This is a genomic window from Flavobacterium sp. HSC-32F16, assembly GCF_024171645.1.
Classification (GTDB): domain Bacteria; phylum Bacteroidota; class Bacteroidia; order Flavobacteriales; family Flavobacteriaceae; genus Flavobacterium.
The window spans coordinates 103,872-125,499 of sequence record NZ_JALKAC010000013.1; the positions used below are offsets into that span (position 1 = coordinate 103,872).

Annotated in this window: 10 protein-coding genes; all 10 read left to right on the forward strand. The window is 36.4% G+C overall.

What is annotated here, in order from left to right; genetic code table 11:
- Positions 1 to 556 precede the first annotated feature (556 nt).
- The 10 genes from L1276_RS24815 to L1276_RS24860 all read left to right on the forward strand — a co-directional run bounded on the left by L1276_RS24815 (position 557) and on the right by L1276_RS24860 (position 21,591).
- Positions 557 to 3,649, forward strand: a complete 3,093-nt coding sequence (locus L1276_RS24815; protein WP_253792564.1) for a TonB-dependent receptor — start codon at positions 557 to 559, stop codon at positions 3,647 to 3,649.
- A gap of 12 nt (positions 3,650 to 3,661) precedes the next feature.
- Entirely contained in the window at positions 3,662 to 5,602 is a 1,941-nt protein-coding gene (locus tag L1276_RS24820) for a RagB/SusD family nutrient uptake outer membrane protein (RefSeq protein WP_253792565.1), read from the forward strand.
- 146 nt (positions 5,603 to 5,748) lie between these two features.
- A complete protein-coding gene (locus L1276_RS24825; RefSeq protein WP_253792566.1) occupies positions 5,749 to 7,464 on the forward strand; it encodes a glycoside hydrolase family 43 protein in 1,716 nt (571 codons plus the stop codon).
- A gap of 55 nt (positions 7,465 to 7,519) precedes the next feature.
- Positions 7,520 to 8,764: an SGNH/GDSL hydrolase family protein gene (locus tag L1276_RS24830; RefSeq protein WP_253792567.1), complete on the forward strand. Its 1,245-nt coding sequence runs from the start codon at positions 7,520 to 7,522 to the stop codon at positions 8,762 to 8,764.
- Positions 8,765 to 8,814: 50 nt separating this feature from the next.
- Entirely contained in the window at positions 8,815 to 10,497 is a 1,683-nt protein-coding gene (locus L1276_RS24835; protein WP_253792568.1) for a sialate O-acetylesterase, read from the forward strand.
- A 22-nt stretch (positions 10,498 to 10,519) separates the two neighbouring features.
- A complete protein-coding gene (locus L1276_RS24840; RefSeq protein ID WP_253792569.1) occupies positions 10,520 to 13,045 on the forward strand; it encodes a glycosyl hydrolase 115 family protein in 2,526 nt (841 codons plus the stop codon).
- Between the two features lie 18 nt (positions 13,046 to 13,063).
- Positions 13,064 to 15,361: a glycoside hydrolase family 127 protein gene (locus tag L1276_RS24845; protein ID WP_253792570.1), complete on the forward strand. Its 2,298-nt coding sequence runs from the start codon at positions 13,064 to 13,066 to the stop codon at positions 15,359 to 15,361.
- Positions 15,362 to 15,394: 33 nt separating this feature from the next.
- Positions 15,395 to 16,954 carry a glycoside hydrolase 43 family protein gene (locus tag L1276_RS24850; protein WP_253792571.1) on the forward strand — a complete coding sequence of 520 codons (1,560 nt, stop codon included), beginning with the start codon at positions 15,395 to 15,397 and terminating at the stop codon, positions 16,952 to 16,954.
- Between the two features lie 39 nt (positions 16,955 to 16,993).
- On the forward strand, positions 16,994 to 19,588 hold the full coding sequence (gene xyl3A, locus L1276_RS24855) for a xylan 1,4-beta-xylosidase (RefSeq protein WP_253792572.1): 2,595 nt from the start codon (positions 16,994 to 16,996) through the stop codon (positions 19,586 to 19,588).
- Between the two features lie 59 nt (positions 19,589 to 19,647).
- Positions 19,648 to 21,591 (forward strand): glycoside hydrolase family 97 protein, encoded by a 1,944-nt coding sequence (locus L1276_RS24860; protein WP_253792573.1) that lies wholly within the window; start codon positions 19,648 to 19,650, stop codon positions 21,589 to 21,591.
- Positions 21,592 to 21,628 lie beyond the last annotated feature (37 nt).

The window sequence follows — 21,628 nt, forward strand, 5'->3', positions numbered from 1 at the left end:
TTACAAATCCGGGTTTAGTTTTAGAAGAAATGAACCCGGATTTTATTGACTTACTTTTAAAGATTTCACTTTGAGATTTAAATAAGTATAAATAGGAATTCAGCATAGTATTAAATAAATAATTCTCTCTACTTGAAGACTCTACAAACTAACAACCGATTGTTTAAATAGAGTTTTACACCCATTCTTACCCCAAATTTATTTTAATTTTCCAGCATAAGTGAAGCTTAAATATTAAAATATGTTCTATTTAACATTATTTTTACTTCATTTTTTCTTAAATGCAGTAAATATTTAATGTTTTATTCTTTTGTTAAATTTTATAAAAAATCATTTTATAATTAATAACAATCCATTCCTTCTGAAATCATTTTTTGATAAAAAATCAATATTTTAATTGTAAAATTATTTATTATATTTTTTTTCGAGCATTTTTTTTTGTAATTATCAATAAAAATTTACACAACCGATTGTGTATTATTTGTTTTTCTATATATTTGTTTTGAATACACTTATTAACTAAACCAAAGTTCTAACTTAATTTAAATCAATTTTTATGACTAACTTTTTTGTTACAAGTAAGCAGAAGCGTTTCAAATGCTTTTGTTTTTTGATGTTAATGTTTGCGTTTTCCTATCATGTGGATGCGCAGACAACAGTCACAGGTATGGTATCAGACACCAATGGACCAATTCCTGGGGCGAATGTAAATTTAAAAGGTACTAAAAATGGAGTAAGCACCAGTTTTGATGGTAATTATTCTATCAGTGTTCCTTCAAACGGTATTCTTGTTTTTAGTTTTATAGGTTTGAAAAGCAAAGAAGTTGCTGTAAACGGACAAAAGACCATTAATGTTACTCTTGAAGAAGATTTAAGTACATTAAAAGAAGTTGTTGTTATTGGTTATGGTACTCAAATGAAAGAGTCTGTAACAGGATCAGTTGCCTCGATAGGAGGTAAAGAGTTAAATGAAGTTCCTGCAGCAAACATAACGCAGGCCCTGCAGGGCAGACTTCCTGGAGTCGAATTAACACAGACTTCTTCAAAACCGGGTGCCGCTATGCAAATTCGTATACGAGGAACCAGATCTCTTACAGGAAGTAATGATCCTTTAATTGTACTGGATGGAGTGCCATTTGCGGGTTCGATAGGAGATATTAATCCGGTTGATATTAAATCAGTTGATATTTTAAAAGATGCATCTGCAACTGCTATTTATGGTTCAAGAGGAGCAAATGGTGTTATAATGATCACCAGTAATAAAGGACGCAAAAATCAGCAGGCGACATTTAGCTATAATGGATTCAGCGGTATAAAGCAGGTTTTTGGCAGATACCCAATGATGAACGGTGAAAAGTTTGCCGCTCTTCGTGATTATACCGGATTATATACAGATGGTGTTGATGAATCGAGAAACACAAATACAGACTGGCAGGATTCACTGTACGGAGCTGGTGAAATGATCAGCCATGATGTGAGCGTTGCGGGTGGAACTGAGAAAGGTTCATACAATGCAGGAATAGGTTATTATAAAGAAGAATCTGTTCTTCCTGGACAAAAATTCGAACGTTATAGTCTTAGAGCCGGTGTAGACCAGCAAATTGGAAGTGCTTTTCGTATAGGATTTACAACTAACAGTAATTACGCTGTAACAAATGGAGATAACATTGGTACAGGAACTATTTTAGGAACTTCTCCGCTTGCCAATCCTTACAGAGCTGATGGATCTTTAAAAAGAATAGTAAGTATGGGTGCTGATGATCAGTGGGTTTATACCAGAGAATCGATTAGGAATTTAGGCGAATCGTATGTTAATTTAAACAGAGCTTTTAGTTCTTACAATAATGTTTTCGCCGAATTAAAAATTCCGGGAGTTAAAGGTTTAAAATACCGTCTAAATACCGGATTGAATTTACGTACTTCAAACAGTGGGTATTACGAAGGGCAAGGAGTTTTTGATGTAAATCCGGCTACTTTATCGAATGCGTCTATAAGCAATACATTGTCTACACAATGGCTTATTGAAAACCTTTTAACATACGACAGAACATTTGCTGATAAGCATACAGTAAACTTTGTAGGTCTTTATTCTAATGAGCAATTTACAGGAAATACCTCTCAGATTTCAAGAAACGGAATTACTTCTGATGCATTTCAGTTTTATAATTTAGGACAAAGTGAAGAAGAAGCCGTAATTAATCCGGCAAATCAGGATTATACACAATGGGGACTTCGTTCTTATATGGCCAGACTTATGTATTCGTATGACAACAAATACTTTATTTCAGGAACAATACGATCTGATGGATCTTCAAGATTGTCTGATGGTAATAAATGGGTGACTTACCCAGCAGTTTCTGCCGGATGGAACGTTTCAAATGAATCATTTATGAAAGGCATTAAAGAAACGGTTAATTTAGTGAAACTGCGTGCCGGTTATGGAGAAACCTCTAATCAGGCAGTAGCGCCTTATGCTACTTTGGGAGCTTTAAGCACAAGACCTTATAATTTTGGAAACACAAATTCTACGGGTGTTTATGTAACAGAACTGCCCAATCCCAATTTAGGATGGGAGTTTTCTACCACTTGGAATTATGCATTGGATTTTGGATTATTTAATAATCGTCTTTCTGGTACTCTGGAATATTATAATACACAAACCAAGGACCTTTTACAAAGAGTAGGTCTTCCGGCAACATCTGGAGTAAGCAGTTATGTGGCCAACGTAGGAGCTACTGAAAATAAAGGATACGAAATATCTTTAAACGGAGTAATTCTTGACAATCCAGAAGGATTAAGCTGGTCTGTTGGATTTAACCTGTATGCTAATAAAAACAAACTGGTTTCTCTTGCTTCAGGAGCAGAAAGAGACGAAGCAAACTCTTGGTTTGTAGGACGTAATATAAATTCAATTTATGATTATGAGAAAGTTGGAATCTGGCAGGAAGGAGATCCTTATATGTCAATTTTAGAACCTGGACCAACGGGAATTAACCAGCAGGGAACGGTTGTAGGATCAATCAAGGTAAAATATACAGGAGACTTTAATCCGGACGGATCACCAACCAGAGCCATAAATGCAAATGACAGACAAATTATAGAAACAGATCCTGATTTTCAGGGAGGTTTCAACACAAACTTAACTTACAAAGGTTTTGATTTTTCAGCAGTTGGAGCTTTTAAAAGCGGAGGTGTATTGATCAGCACGCTTTACGGAGGAGCAAGTTACCTTAACTTGATGAACGGCCGAAGAAGTAATGTTGATGTTGATTATTGGACACCAGATAACAGAGATGCGGAGTTTCCTAACCCAAGAGGTATCAGAAGCGGGGATAATCCTAAATATATTTCTACAATGGGCTATTTTGATGCTTCTTATGTTAAAATCAGAGCACTTACTTTAGGGTATACACTAGATCAGGAATTTATTAAAGATTTAGGTATTAACAAACTAAGAGTTTATTTTACGGCACAAAACCCATTTGTGTTTTTCTCTCCTTATCATAGAGCATCGGGCATGGATCCGGAAACCAATTCATTTGGAGATGAAAATCAGGCCGTATCCTCGTACCAAAGAAGATTTTTGGTTATTGGTACAAATACCCCTAGTACCCGAAATTATTTATTTGGACTTAACTTAACATTTTAATCAAGAAGAACTATGAAACGATATATTTTTAGAAATTTAATAATAGGATCAGTAGTTTTATACTCCTTTGCCAGCTGTACTGATATTTTAGAAGAAAAGCCGCATGATTTTTATGAACCGGGTTATTTCAAAACAGAACAGGGAGTAATACAAGGATTAACATCTCATTATGCACACCTTCGTTACATTTACGGGCAGGCCTATTTTTACAATGCTACACAGACTGGTACAGATGAGACTACTTATGCTCAGAGTGCCGACGGGAATTTCAAAGATCATGATTTATCTGGTGTTGGTGTAATTAATCCTAATTCAAGCCGTTCAGATGTTTTATGGAATAACTCATACAATGATATAAACACAGCCAGCGGCATAATTGAAAATGGAGCAGCTGTAGGGGTTTCAAGCAGTCTTATAGCCGAGTCTAAATTTTTCAGGGCTTTCGATTATTTCTTATTGGTTCAGACTTTTGGAGGTGTGCCTTTAGATTTAGGAGCAGGAGAATTAAAATTTAACAGCAAACCATCAAGATCTTCAAAACGTAATACCGTTACAGAGGTTTATACAAAAGCTGTTTTTCCAGATTTAAAAGCTGCGGTTAATGAATTGCCGGATGCTGCACGATTAACAGGTACAGCAACTAAAACATTAGCTCGTTTAGTATTAGCAAAAGCCTATTTGACCTATGCATGGTGGCTGGAAAATCCAAATAATATTCCAACTTATCCGGATACACCGCGTACAGATCCTGACGGACATAATGCACAATGGTATTTTCAGCAGGCTTATGATTTAGCCTTAGAAGGAATTAATAATCCCGGACCTTATGGCTTGCTTGATTCTTTTTATGATGTTAATGCGGGAGCAAACGACAGAAATAAAGAAGTAATGCTGTATGCAGATCATACGGAATCCAGCGAATATTACAATGGAGGTAGTCTTACCTACGGAAGCGGCGGTGCGCCAGATAACTTTGCAGGCTGGATGGTAACCTGGAATTACACTTCTATTAGAAGTAAAAACGGAAGCGCTTCTGTATCTTCTGTGCAGCGTGAAGCCAATCAGTTTTTAGGACGTCCATGGACAAGAATGGTTCCTCCAATTGAGGTATTCACTAAAACTTTTGCAGATAAAACGAATGATTCAAGATACGATGGAACTTTTGCAGCGGTTTATCGCGGTAACTGGAATTTGCAGGGAACAGGTCTAACAACTGTACCGACTTTAACCAATGCAAATGGATTAACAATTAAACCTGGCGATGCTGTATTAACGTTTTTAAATGAAGAACCAGTAACGCCTATTACTTACCCTTCCGGACAAGGAGACAGCGGTGTGGGAGCAGGAGTTTTACCGGGAAGAGCAGATTATGTTATTTCTCCAAACGGAATAAGCAGAATTGTATATCCAGGTTTCTGGAAGCTTGGTCCATATCGTACAGATAATGCAGGTGGATTAGGACAGCCGAATGCTGCAAGTACAAGACCTTTCCCTGTAGCAAAATTCTCTGAGTTATATCTTGTAGCGGCAGAAGCTGCTGTTAAAGGGGCAACGGGAATCCTAAGTGCAAGAACCCTTGTAAATGTAATAAGAGCGAGAGCAGGAAAATGGCGTTGGGATAATAATGGAAATACAGCAAAAATAGCAGACAACAGTACGGCTATGACAACTGCAACTCCGGCAATAATTGATATTAATTACATTTTAGCGGAACGTTCACGTGAGTTTTTTGGAGAAGGATACCGCTGGTACGATTTGGTAAGAACTCAAAAATGGAATGATCTGGCAGGAAAATATTCAATTGGAGGATCTAATTACGGACAGCATACACCAGAAACCATAACCAGAACTATTGATGCTCATCATTATTTGAGACCAATTCCTCAAGGACAGTTAGATGGTATGGAAATGAGTGCTGATGAAAAAGCTAAATATCAAAATCCGGGTTACTAGCTTAACTTTTTAAACAAATTTAGATCCTATTTATAAGAGTTGATTTTACGGTTACTTTTTGATGATCTTAAGTTTGTAAGTTGAAAGCCGGGGGCATTTTCTCTCGGCTTTTTAATGTTTTTTTGAATAAATAAAATTCTAAACTAATGATTAAAAGAAATACCTTTTTTTTACTGGCAGCAACGCTTCTGTGTTTTTATACAGGAACGGCCCAGAAAAAAATGCAATCTAAAAAAACAGCTGTTTTTTCTAATGTCGTTTACAGCGGTGATGATCAGATTTATAAAAATAATCCATTAAAAACGGACGAATTTTATACGCCTGTTTTACAGGGATGTTATCCTGATCCTGCCATTACCAAAAAAGGCGATGATTATTACATGGTATGTTCTTCATTTGCAATGTTTCCCGGCGTGCCAATTTTTCATTCCAAAGATTTAGTAAACTGGACAGATTTAGGAGGTGTTTTAAATAATGTATCCGAATTTAATCCGCATGACACTGGTATAAGTGCCGGAGTATATGCACCCGGAATTACCTACAATCCGCACAATGATACTTTTTACATGATTGTAACAGCCTTTTCAGGAGGCCTTGGAAATATCATTGTAAAAACAAAAGATCCCATGAAAGGATGGGGAAGTCCTATTAAGTTAGATTTCGGAGGCATCGATCCTTCTATCTTTTTTGATGAAAACGGCAAAGGGTATATCGTTCATAATGACGCACCCGATAAAGGAAAAGAATTATACGAAGGACACCGTGTAATTAAAATTTGGGAATATGATCTTACTACCGATAAAGTAATTCCCGGTACCGATAAAATTATTGTAGACGGAGGAGTAGACCTTTCTAAAAAACCTATTTGGATTGAAGCACCGCATTTATATAAAAAAAACGGGAAATATTATTTAATGTGTGCCGAAGGCGGAACAGGGGGAAATCACAGCGAAGTTATTTTTAGCAGTGATAACCCAAAAGGGCCTTTTAAACCAGCATCAAACAACCCGATTCTTACCCAGCGTTATTTTCCAAAAGACAGAGCTAATAAAGTAGACTGGGCAGGCCACGCTGATGTAATTCAGGGACCGGACAATAAATATTACGGCGTTTTCTTAGGTATTCGTCCTAATGAGAAAGACAGGGTAAACGCCGGAAGAGAAACTTTTATGCTTCCTGTAGACTGGTCTGGCGAATTTCCTGTTTTTGAAAACGGATTAGTTCCTATGCAGCCAAAACTAAAAATGCCGGCCGGAGTTACAAACCAAACAGGAAAAAATGGGTTTTTCCCAAATGGAAATTTCACTTTTACAGAAAATTTTACTTCTAAAAAATTAGATTACAGATGGATAGGGTTAAGAGGTCCTCGAGAAAACTTTATTTCAATAAGTAAAAAAGGTTTAGAAATAACACCTTTTGAAGTAAACATTAAAGAAATGAAACCTACTTCGACACTTTTTTACAGGCAACAGCACAATACATTCTCATTTACAGCAGGAGTAGATTACAAACCGCAGTCAGAAAAAGATCTGGCCGGAATTGTTTGTCTTCAAAATGAACGTTTTAATTATGTTTTCGGGATTACTAAAAAAGGAAATGATACTTTTATAATACTGGAAAGAACAGAAAAAGGACAGTCAAAAATTATCGGAAGTTCTAAAATCAAAATAACAAATACACTTCGTCTGCAGGTTAAAGCTGCGGGAGACAATTATGAATTCAGTTATGCAGTAAATGGAGTTGATTTTGAAAACTTAGGCGGAACCGTTTCAGGCGATATTCTTTCTACAAATGCGGCCGGAGGTTTTACCGGAGCATTGGTAGGTTTATATGCTACTTCGGCTAATGATGCTCATCCATAATCAGGATAAAAATTAATTTTTTTTATTCGAAAATGAACTTATAATTTTTAATAAAATGAATGTAAAAATAAAGTCTGTTAAATGGATCGTATTGGTAAATCTGTTATTTTTAATGACAGGATGTACATCGAATAAAGCATTAATTAAAACGGGAGAGAAAAACGAAACTCAAAATTGGACAGGCACCTGGGCAACAGCTCAAATGCTTGTTGAACCAAAAAATATGCCTCCTGAACCCGGATTAGCACAGAATACACTTCGTCAGATTACTAAAGTATCGCTGGGCGGTAAACAGATTAGACTTCGTTTTTCTAATCTGTTTAGCGATCAGCCTGCAGTTCTGAAATCCGTAAGTGTTGCCAATGTTAAAGAAGCTCCGGCTGTTGATATAAAAACACAGAAAATATTGAGTTTTAAAGGCAGTCCGCAAGTAACATTGAAACCTAATGAGGTAGTATATTCAGACGCTTTTGATTTTGAATTACAGCCAGGACAGCTTTTAGCCATTACCATTCAGTATGGCGAAATTTCATCAAATGTATCAGGTCATCCCGGTTCCCGTACAACTTCTTATATTTTGCAAGGAGATCATATTAATAATGAATCTTTTGCAGGAGCGGTAAAAACAGACCATTGGTATTCTATTATGGGAGTTGACATTCGTTCAGTTAAAAATGAGAGTAATGTTGTATGCTTAGGAAATTCAATTATCGACGGCCGCGGATCAGGAACAAATAAACAAAACCGCTGGACAGATATTTTAGCGTCACGTCTAAATGCCAATAAAAAAACAGCGCATATTGGTGTGCTGAATTTAGGAATTGGAGGAAATTGTGTAGTAAGAGGAGGATTAGGACCAACGGCCTTAAATCGTTTTGACAGAGACGTACTTTCTCAAAGCGGGACCAAATGGCTTATTATTCTGGAAGGAATAAATGACATTGGCGGTATTCGAAAAGCAGAAGACGCATCAGCCGCAGCACAAGAAATTATAGAAGGTTATAAAGTAATGATTGATAAAGCCCATGCCAAAGGCATAAAAGTATTTGGCGGTACAATTCTGCCATTTGAAAAATCCTTTTATGATGCACCTTACAAACAAGAAGCAAGAGATATTGTAAACAAATGGATTCGAACCAAAGGCAATTTTGATGCTGTAATTGATTTTGATAAAGCAATGGCTTCTGGCGTTGGTTCCAAAACAATTTTACCAGATATGCACGACAACGATTTTCTGCATCCCAATGAAAAAGGATATCAAAGAATGGGAGAAGCCATTGATTTAGATTTGTTTCAGTAACTATTTGAAAGAATAAAATTTTTAATTACAAATTTTAATTAAAGTATAAAATGAAATCAATAATCAGGTTTTCAATATTGGTAATTCTAATTTTAACAGTACAGAAAGGATATTCCCAGGATCCTAATTTTCATGTGTATTTAAGTTTTGGACAATCCAATATGGAAGGTTTTGCCAAAATAGAACCTCAGGATAAAACAGGTGTCAACGAACGTTTTCAGGTTCTGTCCGCAGTTGACTGTCCGGAAAAGGGACGTGAAAAAGGCAAATGGTATACAGCTGTTCCGCCTTTATGCAGATGTACAACAGGACTGACTCCAATGGATTATTTTGGAAGAACCATGATATCGAACCTTCCGCAGAATATAAAAATCGGCGTTGTAAATGTTGCTGTTGGAGGCTGTAAAATAGAACTTTTTGATAAAAATAATTTCGAAAGTTATGTCGCTAATTCTCCCGACTGGTTAAAAAACATAGTAAAACAATACGACGGTAATCCATACGGCAGATTGGTAGAAATGGCTAAAATTGCTCAGAAAAAAGGCGTTATAAAAGGTATTCTGCTTCATCAGGGAGAATCGAATACAGGCGATACACTCTGGCCTCAAAAAGTAAAAATTGTATATGATAATTTAATTAAAGACCTGAATCTCGATCCTAAAAAAGTACCATTACTTTCCGGAGAAACCGTAAATGAAGATCAGAAAGGTAAATGCGGCAGTATGAATAAGATCATTGCAAAACTGCCTCAGGTACTGCCAAACTCTTATATTATTTCTTCAAAAGGATGCAAAGCAGATGCTGATTTCCTGCATTTCAGCCCTGAAGGTTACAGAGAATTAGGAAAACGTTATGCAGATAAAATGCTGTCTCTATCAGGATATATGGTATTTGACGGCAAAGAACCTTTTATAGTTCGTGCCCCTCTTGGATTTGATGAGCTAAACCAAGATGCCCCAAAAGGTAAGATCGAAACACTAAGTTACGAATCTAAAACAGTAGGTTCAACCAGAAAAGTAACTATTTATACACCTCCGGGATTTAATAAAAATAAAAAATATCCGGTTCTCTATCTGCTTCACGGAATAGGAGGAGATGAAAAAGAATGGCTGAATGGCGGACAACCTAATGTTATATTGGATAATCTGTATGCTGAGGGAAAGCTTGAACCTATGATCGTAGTAATGCCAAACGGCAGAGCAATGAAAGACGACAGAGCCGGCGGCGATATCATGGCAGCAGATAAAGTAAAAGCTTTCAGTGTTTTTGAAAAAGATCTTTTAAACGATTTAATTCCTTTTATTGAAAAAAAATATCCGGTTCTAAAAGACAGAGAACACCGTGCCATTGCCGGTTTATCAATGGGAGGCGGACAGTCTTTAAATTTCGGATTAGGGAATTTAGATCAATTTGCGTGGGTTGGAGCTTTTTCGGCTGCACCTAATACAAAAATAGGAACAGAATTATTAGCAAAACCCGAAGAAGCAAAAAAGAAACTCAAACTACTGTGGATTTCATGCGGTGATAAAGACTGGCTTATAGAAAACACTACTCGCACACACGATTATCTGGCTAAAAATACTGTTCCTCACATTTACTACATTGAGCCGGGAGTACACGACTTTAAAGTCTGGAAAAATGGACTTTATATGTTTTCACAGTTTTTATTTAAAGAGGTTAATCCCTCAGTCTTTCAAAAATACAGCATTTCTGCCTTTACTATTGAGAAGTAATTTTTAATTAAGAGAAAATAAAATGAAAAGTCTTTCAACATGGATTGCCTTATTGATTATCTGTATTTACAGCCCTTTAAAAGCAGCAGAACCTTTCATTACCCATGAAAAAAGTTCTAACGTTATGGTGCTGAAAGAAAAATCAGTACAGCCGTCTTTTTTTATAAATACTACGCTTGATGCAGGTATCATGCGCGCCGTATACAATCTCCAATCAGATTTTGAAAAAGTTACCGGTTCAAAACCTGTTATTCTGAATCAAAACCCAGCAGATTCTTCCCCTCTTATTATAATCGGAATGGCAGGAAATCCAGTCATTGATGATTTAATAAAGCAAAAGAAAATCAACGGAAAAGATCTTAAAGGGAAAAATGAAAAATTTATTATCCAGCACGTCAAAAATCCGTTCAAAGGAGTTGAAGAAGCTATTGTAATTGCAGGCAGTGACAAACGCGGGACAATTTACGGCATATATGAATTATCCAGACAAATTGGAGTTTCACCCTGGTATTACTGGGCAGATGTTCCGGTAAAGAAATGTGAAACACTTTATTTTATAAAAGGAACGTATAGCGATGGAGAACCGGCTGTAAAATACAGAGGAATCTTTTTAAATGACGAAGCTCCCGCATTGAGCGGCTGGGCAAAAAAAACATTCGGCGGATTTAACAGTAAGTTCTATGAGAAAGTTTTCGAACTATTACTTCGTTTAAAATCCAATTACATGTGGCCTGCCATGTGGGGAAATGCTTTTTATGATGATGACCCGTTAAGCGGATCTCTTGCCAATGAAATGGGAATTATAATGGGAACATCCCACCATGAACCAATGGCTTTGGCTCAAACAGACTGGCACCGTTATATCAAAAAAAACAATCTCCCTAATGTTTGGGATTATTCTAAAAACAAAACTGTTTTAGATGAATTCTGGAAAAGTGGTATTGTACGAAGTAAAAACTGGGAAAAACTAGTAACCATAGGAATGCGCGGAGACGGTGACGAAGCCATGAGTGAAGGAACTAATATAAGTCTGCTTGAAAATATAGTAAAAGAACAACGTCGTATTATTTCGCAGGAAACCGGACAAAAACCGGACAAAACACCTCAGGTTTGGGCTTTATACAAAGAAGTACAGGATTATTACGATCAGGGAATGCGTGTTCCGGATGATGTAATTTTATTATTCTGTGACGATAACTGGGGAAATGTCCGTAAACTTCCAGATTTAAGTAAACCTCTGCACAAGGGCGGTTACGGTATGTATTATCATTTTGATTACGTTGGAGGTCCAAGAAACTCAAAATGGATTAATATAAGTCCGATACAAAGAGTCTGGGAACAAATGAATCTTAGTTATGAGCATGGTGTAGATAAAGTCTGGATTGTGAATGTGGGTGATCTTAAACCAATGGAATTTCCTATCAGCTTTTTTCTCGATATGGCATGGAATCCTAAGAAATTTAATCCTCAGAATTTATTTGAATTTACCGAAAAATGGGCTGCAGAGCAGTTTGGAGAAAAACATTCAAAAGAAATTGCCGGATTTTTAAATACCTATCCCAAATATAATCGTCGTGTAACGCCGGAAATGCTGGACAGCCAAACCTACAGTCTTGAAAACTACAATGAATTTCAAAATGCAGTAAACGATTATAAAAATCTGGCACTTGATGCCTACAGAGTTTATAATGATTTACCTCAGGAATATAAAGACGCTTATTTTCAGCTCGTTTTATATCCTATAGACGCCTGCTGCAATCTTTATGAAATGTATTTTGCACAAGCCCTCAATAAAAAATTATACAAACAGAAAGATATTGACGCTAATTATTATGCCGATTTGGTGAAGACTAAGTTCTCACGCGATTCTGTTCTTCAAAACAAATACAATACTGAAATTTCCAATGGAAAATGGCCTCACATGATGGATCAAATGCGCATTGGATACAAAAACTGGTTTGATACTCCTAAAAATATTTTACCTGAAGTACAATACATTACTGCCTCTGAAAAAACGGAACGAAAAGTATTTGTTGAAAAAGACGGTTATGTTTCTATAGAAGCAGCACATTTTTCTAAAGTAAACAATTCAAAAAGAATTCATTGGGAAGTAATTCCTGATTTTGGAAAAACAAAAAGCGGTATTACGACATTACCACAAAATCTTTATCCCGACACGCAGGAAAATATTTTTGTAGAATATGAAATTGATTTTACGTCGACTGGAACTTTTAATGTCGAATTATTACTAGCGCCTACACTTAATTTTAACAGCAACAAAGGGCTTCGTTATGAAGTTTCTTTTGATGATGAAAAACCGCAGCTTGTAAATTTTAACGGAAAATATCGCGGCGAACTCGGAAAATGGCAGGCAGAACACATGATCCATTCCCTTACGGCACATCAGATTTTAAAATCAGGCAGACATACACTGCGTTTTCGTGTGCTGGATCCCGGAATTGTTCTTCAGAAGATTTTAATAAATACCGGCGGGTTAAAACCGTCTTATCTGGGCGCGCCGGAAAGCGACAGAGTGCCGCAGGATTAATTTTAATTCAATAAAATTATGGTAAATATCTTTGAGAAATATAATAAACTAGGATGTTTAATAGCAGTATGCATTACATTTTCAGCAACAGCTCAAATGAAAACATTTCCATTACAGGAAGTGAGATTAGGAGACGGACCTTTTAAAAAGGCACAGGATGTTGATTTTAAATATATGCTTGCGCTTAATCCGGATAAGCTTCTAGCACCTTATTTAATTGATGCTGATTTACCAACAAAATACAATCGTTACGGCAATTGGGAAAGTCTGGGGCTTGACGGTCATATTGCCGGGCATTACTTATCAGCCTTATCGATGATGTACGCTTCTACAGGAAATGCGGAGCTTAAAAACAGATTGGATTACATGATTTCTGAATTAGCCAGATGTCAGGAAAAAAACGGAAATGGATATGTAGGCGGTATACCGCAGGGGAAAGTTTTTTGGGACCGCATTCATAAAGGAGATATCGATGGAAGCAGTTTTGGATTAAATAATACCTGGGTTCCCATTTACAACATACATAAACTTTTTGCAGGATTAAACGATGCTTATCAATACACAGGAAACCAGCAGGCAAAAGAAGTTTTAATAAAATTGGGAGACTGGTTTATTGAAATGATTAAACCGCTGAGTGACGATCAGATCCAGAAAATTTTAAAAACAGAACACGGAGGCATCAACGAGTCCTTTGCAGATTTATATCTTATTACTAAGGATAAAAAATACCTCGAAACAGCTCAAAAAATTTCCCAAAAGAGTTTTTTAGAATCTTTAATAAAGAAAGAAGATAAACTTACCGGACTTCATGCCAATACTCAAATTCCTAAAGTTATTGGTTTTGAAAAAATTGCCTCTATTTCAGAAAATAAAGAATGGTCAAATGCGGTTACTTTTTTTTGGGAGAATGTTACTCAAAAACGCAGTGCAGCTTTTGGCGGCAACAGTGTAGCAGAACATTTTAATCCTATTGATGATTTCAGCAGTATGCTCAAGTCAAATCAAGGGCCGGAAACCTGTAATTCCTATAATATGGAACGCCTTAGCAAAGCCTTATTTCTGGAAAAAAAAGACATGAATTATCTCGATTTCTACGAACGAACTCTTTACAATCACATACTTTCAAGCCAGCATCCTGAAAAAGGAGGTTTTGTCTATTTTACACCCATCAGACCCAATCATTATCGGGTTTATTCACAGCCCGAAACCAGTATGTGGTGCTGTGTAGGATCTGGATTGGAGAATCATACTAAATATGGAGAATTAATTTACAGCCATTCTGATGAGGAAGTTTTTGTCAATCTCTTTATAGCATCAACCCTAAACTGGAATGAAAAAGGAATTTTAATCGAACAGCGTACAAAATTCCCTTATGAAAACAGCACCGAAATTATTCTAAATCTCAAAAAAGCAAAAACTTTTGATTTGAATATCCGCCGGCCAAAATGGGCAGAAAACTTCAAAATATTCATCAACGATAAAGAGCAGAAAACAGAATTAAAACCATCGGGTTATATCAGTCTTAAAAGAAAATGGAAATCAAAAGACCATGTACGTATTGAATTTGAAACTAAAACCCATTTAGAGCAATTACCTGATGGTTCTAATTGGAGTGCTTTCGTAAACGGACCTATTGTTTTGGCTGCCAAAACTTCAACTGAAGCATTAGACGGATTATTTGCCGATGACAGCCGTATGGGGCACGTCGCATCAGGAAAATACATGCCAATGGATAAATCTTATGCTATTGTAGGCGAAAAAGCAAGTTATGTTTCGAGAATTAAAGAATTAGGTGATATGCGTTTTGCTTTGGACTCATTACAATTAGAACCTTTTTTTGAACTGCATGATGCCCGTTATCAAATGTATTTCCAAACTTTTACTAAAGATGAATTTAAAGAAAAACAGGAAATACTGCGACAGCAGGAAATAAAAGAAATGGTGCTTGAAGCAAATACCATAGATAAAATTAACTGCGGAGAACAACAGCCAGAAGTAGATCATTTGTACAGAGGAGAAAAAAGTAATTCAGGATATGATGACGGTCAATTCTGGAGAAATACCCAGTCTTATATTTCCTATCAAATGATAAACAAAAATAAATCAGGAAAGTTCCTCGACATAATTACTTTGGATAAAATAAATCCAAATGAAATTAGTATAACGATCAACAACAAACCATCTGAAATAGTCTCTTTAGAAAATAAAAAAATCAGGCTCGATATCGCAAAACAAGACGTTATAGGAATTAAAATAACAGCTAAAGATGCAAAGGTAAGCCCTAAATTTTACCAATTACGAATTGTAAAAAATTAACAGGAAAGTTTAAAAAGCTGAGAAAATAAAATCATGAAAGTACTATATAACCTATTAGCGATTTTTTTAATTTTTACCGGATCTAATGCGCAGGATAAAAAAGCACAAAACCCTGTAATTTTTGCAGATGTTCCTGATTTATCTATTATCAGAATAGGCAGTGATTATTATATGAGCAGTACCACGATGCACATGAATCCGGGCGTTCCCATAATGAAATCAAAAGATTTAATTAACTGGAAAATAATAAATTATGCGTATGATACTTTAGGAAGCAGTGATGAACTAAATCTGCATAATGGCAAAAATACTTACGGCCGAGGTTCCTGGGCAAGTAATATTAGATTTCATAACAATACATTTTATGTAACCACTTTTGCCCAGACTACCGGAAAGACCTATGTATTTAGCACAAAAAATATAGAAAAAGGGCCTTGGAAAGAAATTAGTTTTAGTCCCGCGTATCATGATCACAGCATTTTGTTTGATGACGATGGCAGAGTTTACATGGTATATGGAAATGGTAAACTTTTTATTAAAGAACTACAATCAGATTTATCAGGAATAAAAGAAAACGGACTAAATCAGGTATTGATTGAAAACGCCAGCAGTCCGGCAGGAAATAACATTATGCTGGGGGCAGAAGGTTCTCAGTTGTATAAAATAAACGGAAAGTATTATCTGTTTAATATTGTCTGGCCAAAAGACGGAATGCGCACAGTGCTTATTCACAGAGCCGATAAAATTACGGGACCCTGGGAAGGAAAGATTGGCTTACAGGATTTAGGTGTTGCACAAGGAGGTTTAATTGACACTCCAGACGGAAAATGGTTTTCGTATTTATTTAGAGATTATGGAGGCGTTGGCCGTATTCCATATTTTGTTCCTGTAAAATGGGTCGACGGCTGGCCGGTTTTGGGTGAAAATAATAAAGTGCCTCCATATCTTGATTTACCTGAAAGTGAAGGATTAATTCCGGGAATTGTGAACTCAGACGATTTCAGCCGAAAAAAAGGAGACAAAGATCTGCCTTTAGTCTGGCAGTGGAACCATAATCCTGATAATTCATTATGGTCTGTTCAGGAAAGAAAAGGGTTTTTAAGATTAAAAGCCGCTTCAAAAACTAACACTTTGACTCAGGCTAAAAATACGCTTACACAAAGAACGTTTGGACCAGAATGTTCAGGAACGACACTTCTGGAAGTTTCTCAAATGAAAGAAGGTGATTTTGCCGGGCTTTCTTTATTTCAAAAAGATTTTGGTTTGGTTGGTGTAAAAGCAGAAAACGGATCAAAAAAAATTGTCATGATTCAAACGATAAACGGCATTTCAAAAGAGATTCAAAGTGTTCCTTTCTCCGGAAATAAAATCTATTTCAAAGCTTCGTGCAATTTTAAAGACAAAGCAGATTTAGGCTGGTTTTACTATAGTCTTAACGGAAAAGAATGGATCAGTATTGGTAATGAAATAAAACTGCCTTACACGCTTCCTCATTTTATGGGCTGCAGATTTGGTCTTTTTAACTTTACAGAGAAAACTTTAGGAGGCTATGTTGATTTTGATTACTTCCATCTTGATAATAAAATTAAATGATAAACGAACAGCAGCATCTTTAATTCAAAAGAAAAAACCATGAAAAATAATTATCTATATGTATTAAGTTTACTATGCTTTTTTAACTTAAACGCACAGCAATATCCATATAAAGATCCGTCGCTTAGTTCTAAAAAGCGCGCAGAAGATTTAATTTCCCGATTGACTCTTGAAGAAAAAGCAGCTTTAATGTGTGATCAGAGCGATGCAATACCCCGATTGGGAATTAAAAAGTTCAACTGGTGGAGTGAAGCTTTGCATGGTTATGCCAATAATGACAATGTTACCGTTTTTCCTGAACCCATAGGGATGGCAGCATCATTTGACGATCAATTGGTTTTTCGTGTATTTGATGCCGTTTCAGATGAAGGGCGTGCCAAATACAATCAATGGATACAAAACGGAAATGAAAATAAACGTTTTTTAAGCCTTTCAGTCTGGACTCCCAACGTAAATATTTTTAGAGACCCACGCTGGGGACGCGGTCAGGAAACTTATGGCGAAGATCCTTATTTGACTTCCAAAATGGGAGTTTCGGTTGTAAAAGGACTTCAAGGCCCAGCTGATGCAAAATATCGTAAGCTTTTGGCTTGTGCCAAACATTTTGCCGTTCATTCCGGTCCTGAATGGAGCAGACATGAATTGAATTTGAATAATGTAAATCCGCGTGAATTATACGAAACCTATCTTCCCGCATTTAAGGCATTGGTACAGGAAGCCGATGTAAGACAGGTAATGTGTGCGTATCAGCGTTTAGACGACGAACCGTGCTGCAGTAACACGCGATTATTACAGCGTATTCTTCGCGATGAGTGGGGATTTCAATATCTCGTAGTTTCAGATTGCGGTGCCGTTACTGATTTTTATACCACACATAAAGTTTCATCAGATGAGGTTCATGCCGCATCAAAAGCCGTACTGGCAGGAACGGATGTAGAATGTGTCTGGGATAAATACCCGTTTAAAAAACTTCCTGAAGCCGTTGAGAAAGATTTAATAAAAGAAGAAGAAATCAATAAAAGCCTGCTTCGTGTTTTAACAGGCCGTTTTGATTTAGGCGAAATGGACGATGACTCGATTGTGCCCTGGGCTCAAATTCCGGCAAGCGTGCTGAACAGTAAAGAACATCAGGAATTGGCTTTAGAAATGGCTCAGAAGTCAATGACACTTTTACAGAATAAAAATAATATTCTGCCTTTAAATAAAAACGTAAATAAAGTGGCAGTTATAGGCCCAAATGCTGATAATGAACCTATGTTATGGGGAAATTATAACGGAACACCCAATAAAACCATTACCATTAAAAAAGGAATTGAGGGAAAACTGGCTGCTAATAAAGTCCTGTATGATAAATCTTGTGATTTAGTAGAAGATAAAGTAACGGAGACGTATTTTGATCAAATTTCTTTTGAAGGAAAAAAAGGAATGAAAGCCGTTTATTGGAATAACCCTAATAGAGAAGGAAACAGTGTTATTTCGCAGCAAATTTTGAATCCTATAAAGATGACCACAGCAGGTCAGCATGAATTTGCTTCGGGAGTTAAACTCGAAGGATTCTCTGCAAAATATGAGACTGAATTTACAGCGAAAGAAACTGAAAACCTTGTTTTTAAAACCGGAGCTGCAGGTGCTTTTGAATTGTTAGTTAACGGTAAATCGATCGCAAAGTATACCAACTGGCGCACCGTTCCGGGTAAAATTCCGTTTCCGGTTGAAGCAGGCATAAAATATAAAATCGAAATTCTTTTTGCACAATCCAATGATTGGCAGGCTAATTTAGAATTCGATTTTGGAAAAGAGTTTGATATTGACTTCAAAGCCTTGATTCAAAAATTAAAAGGCATCGACACCGTAATTTTTGCAGGAGGACTTTCGACTTTACTGGAAGGAGAAGAAATGCCTGTTTCTTTTCCCGGTTTTAAAGGCGGCGACAGAACCAATATTGAACTTCCTGCTGTGCAGAGAAAATGCTTAAAAGAACTTAAAGCAGCTGGTAAAAAAGTAATTTTTGTAAACTGCTCAGGATCTGCTATTGCTTTAACCCCAGAAACAGAAAGCTGTGATGCTATTCTGCAGGCCTGGTATCCGGGAGAATCAGGAGGACAGGCTGTCGCCGATGTTCTTTTTGGAGATTATAACCCAGCGGGAAAACTGCCAATTTCATTTTATAAAAACTCTGATAAATTAGGCGATTTCGAAGATTATTCGCTTAAAGGAAGGACATATAGGTATACAACAGATGTTTTGTTTCCTTTTGGTTTTGGCTTAAGCTATTCTAAATTCGAGATTCAGGCAGGAAATCTAAGTAAAACCAAAATAAAATCTAATGAAGATACGCAGCTAAAATTTTCAATAAAAAACACAAGCAAGCTTAACGGAACTGAGATTGTTCAGGTTTATGTCCGAAAATTAAATGATACAGAAGGCCCGTTAAAAACACTAAAAGCTTTTAAACGAATAGAACTAAAAGCAGGCGAAAAACAAAATGTAACGATCTATTTACCAGCGTCTTCATTTGAATTTTATGATACTAAAACAAGAGCTATGAATATCGCTTCGGGAGAATATGAGGTGTATTACGGCAGCAGTTCGGATACTAAGGATTTAAAAATGGCGAAAATGGCCATTCAGTAAACAAAAATGGACTTTAAATTTTCTTTATCAAATAAAAAGTAATTAATCTACAGCGAATTATGAGTTTTAAATATCTTTTCTATTTATGTCTGTTTAGTTTTTTTAGCCTAAATGCACAATCAGTTATAAAAAGCCCTGACGGAAAGCTTAAAGTTTCTCTTTTTGTTTCTAACGGCCAGCCTTTTTATACTATTTCTTATAATGAAAAAACGTTTTTAGAAAAGTCGCCGCTTGGACTAAAAACCAATGTCGAAGATTTTACAACAGGATTAATTTTAAAAACAAATGCGGTTCAAAATAAAATTGACGAAAAATACCAGCTTCCTAATATAAAAAACAACAATGTTCATTATGAAGCGAATGAAGCTGTTTTTTCATTCACTAAAAAAAATAAAGCAGCGATCGATATTATATTTAGGGTAAGCAATAACAATACGGCTTTTAAATATAAAGTATATCCGCAAAACGAAAGCCGTTCCTGTGTGGTACAGGAAGAGGCTTCAGGTTTTCTTCTGCCGGAAGGCACAACAACATTTCTTTGTCCGCAGAGTAAACCAATGACAGGTTTTGCCAGAACTGCACCAAGCTACGAAACATCGTATACCGTAGATGATTCTATGGGAAAAAACGGAATAGGTGAAGGTTATACATTTCCCTGTCTTTTTAAAGTAAACCATAACGGATGGGTTTTAATATCTGAAACCGGTGTAGACAGCGGTTATTGTGCCAGCCGATTAATTGGACACGAAAAAGGATTATACAGCATTGGTTTTCCAATGGCGGAAGAAAATAACGGAAACGGAACAACCGCTCCCGGAATACCACTTATGGGTGAAACACCGTGGAGAACCATTACAGTTGGCGAAACTCTGGCTCCAATCGTAGAAACTACGATCCCTTTTGATTTGGTTAAACCAAAATACGAAGCTTCAAAAGAATATAAATACACCAAAGGTTCGTGGAGCTGGATTATAAAAATGGATAACAATACTACTTTTCCGGTTCAAAAGCAATACATCGATTTTAGTGCCGCAATGGGATATCAGACTGTTTTAGTTGATGCACTTTGGGATACTCAAATAGGAAAAGATAAAATTGCCGAACTTTCTCGATATGGCGCCGAAAAAGGTGTTGGATTGTATTTATGGTACAATTCAAACGGATATTGGAATGATGCACCGCAAGGACCAAGAGGAATGATGGACAGTAGTATCATTCGCCGTAAGGAAATGGCGTGGTTAAAAAGTATCGATGTAAAAGGCATCAAAGTAGATTTCTTTGGCGGAGATAAACAAGAAGTAATGAAATTGTATGAAGATATTTTAAAAGATGCCAATGATTTTGGTTTGATGGTTATTTTTCACGGTTGTACATTACCAAGAGGCTGGGAGCGTATGTATCCCAATTTTGCTTCGAGTGAAGCGGTCCTGGCGAGTGAAAATCTGCATTTTGGACAAGCAAGCTGCGACAATGAAGCAAGAAATGCTTCTATACATACTTTTATTCGAAATACAGTAGGAAGCATGGATTTTGGCGGCAGCGCTCTTAACAAATTTTACAATAGTGACAACACTCCCAATAAAGGTTCAAAACGAATGACTTCGGATGTATTTGCCTTAGCGTCGGCTGTACTTTTTCAAAGCGGTGTACAGCATTTTGCATTAGCACCAAACAATTTAAATGATGCTCCGGATTGGGCAGTGAATTTTATGAAAGAAGTTCCAACGACTTGGGATGAAGTTCTTTTTTTAGAAGGATATCTGGGTAAATATGTAATACTGGCCCGCAGGAAAGGAACCAAGTGGTATATCGCAGGAGTAAATGCTCAAAAAGAAACGTTGACTTTAAAATTGAAGCTCCCAATGATGGTCTCCAACGCAGCAATAACGTGTTATTTTGATGATGAAAAATTAAACGGAAAAGTAAAAAAGATACAACCTAAAAATAACCAGAATTTTGAAATTAAAATCCCGTTTAATGGCGGAATACTGCTGGTGAATTAAACAAGATTTTTAATACAAATAAAAAAGAGTAATCTCA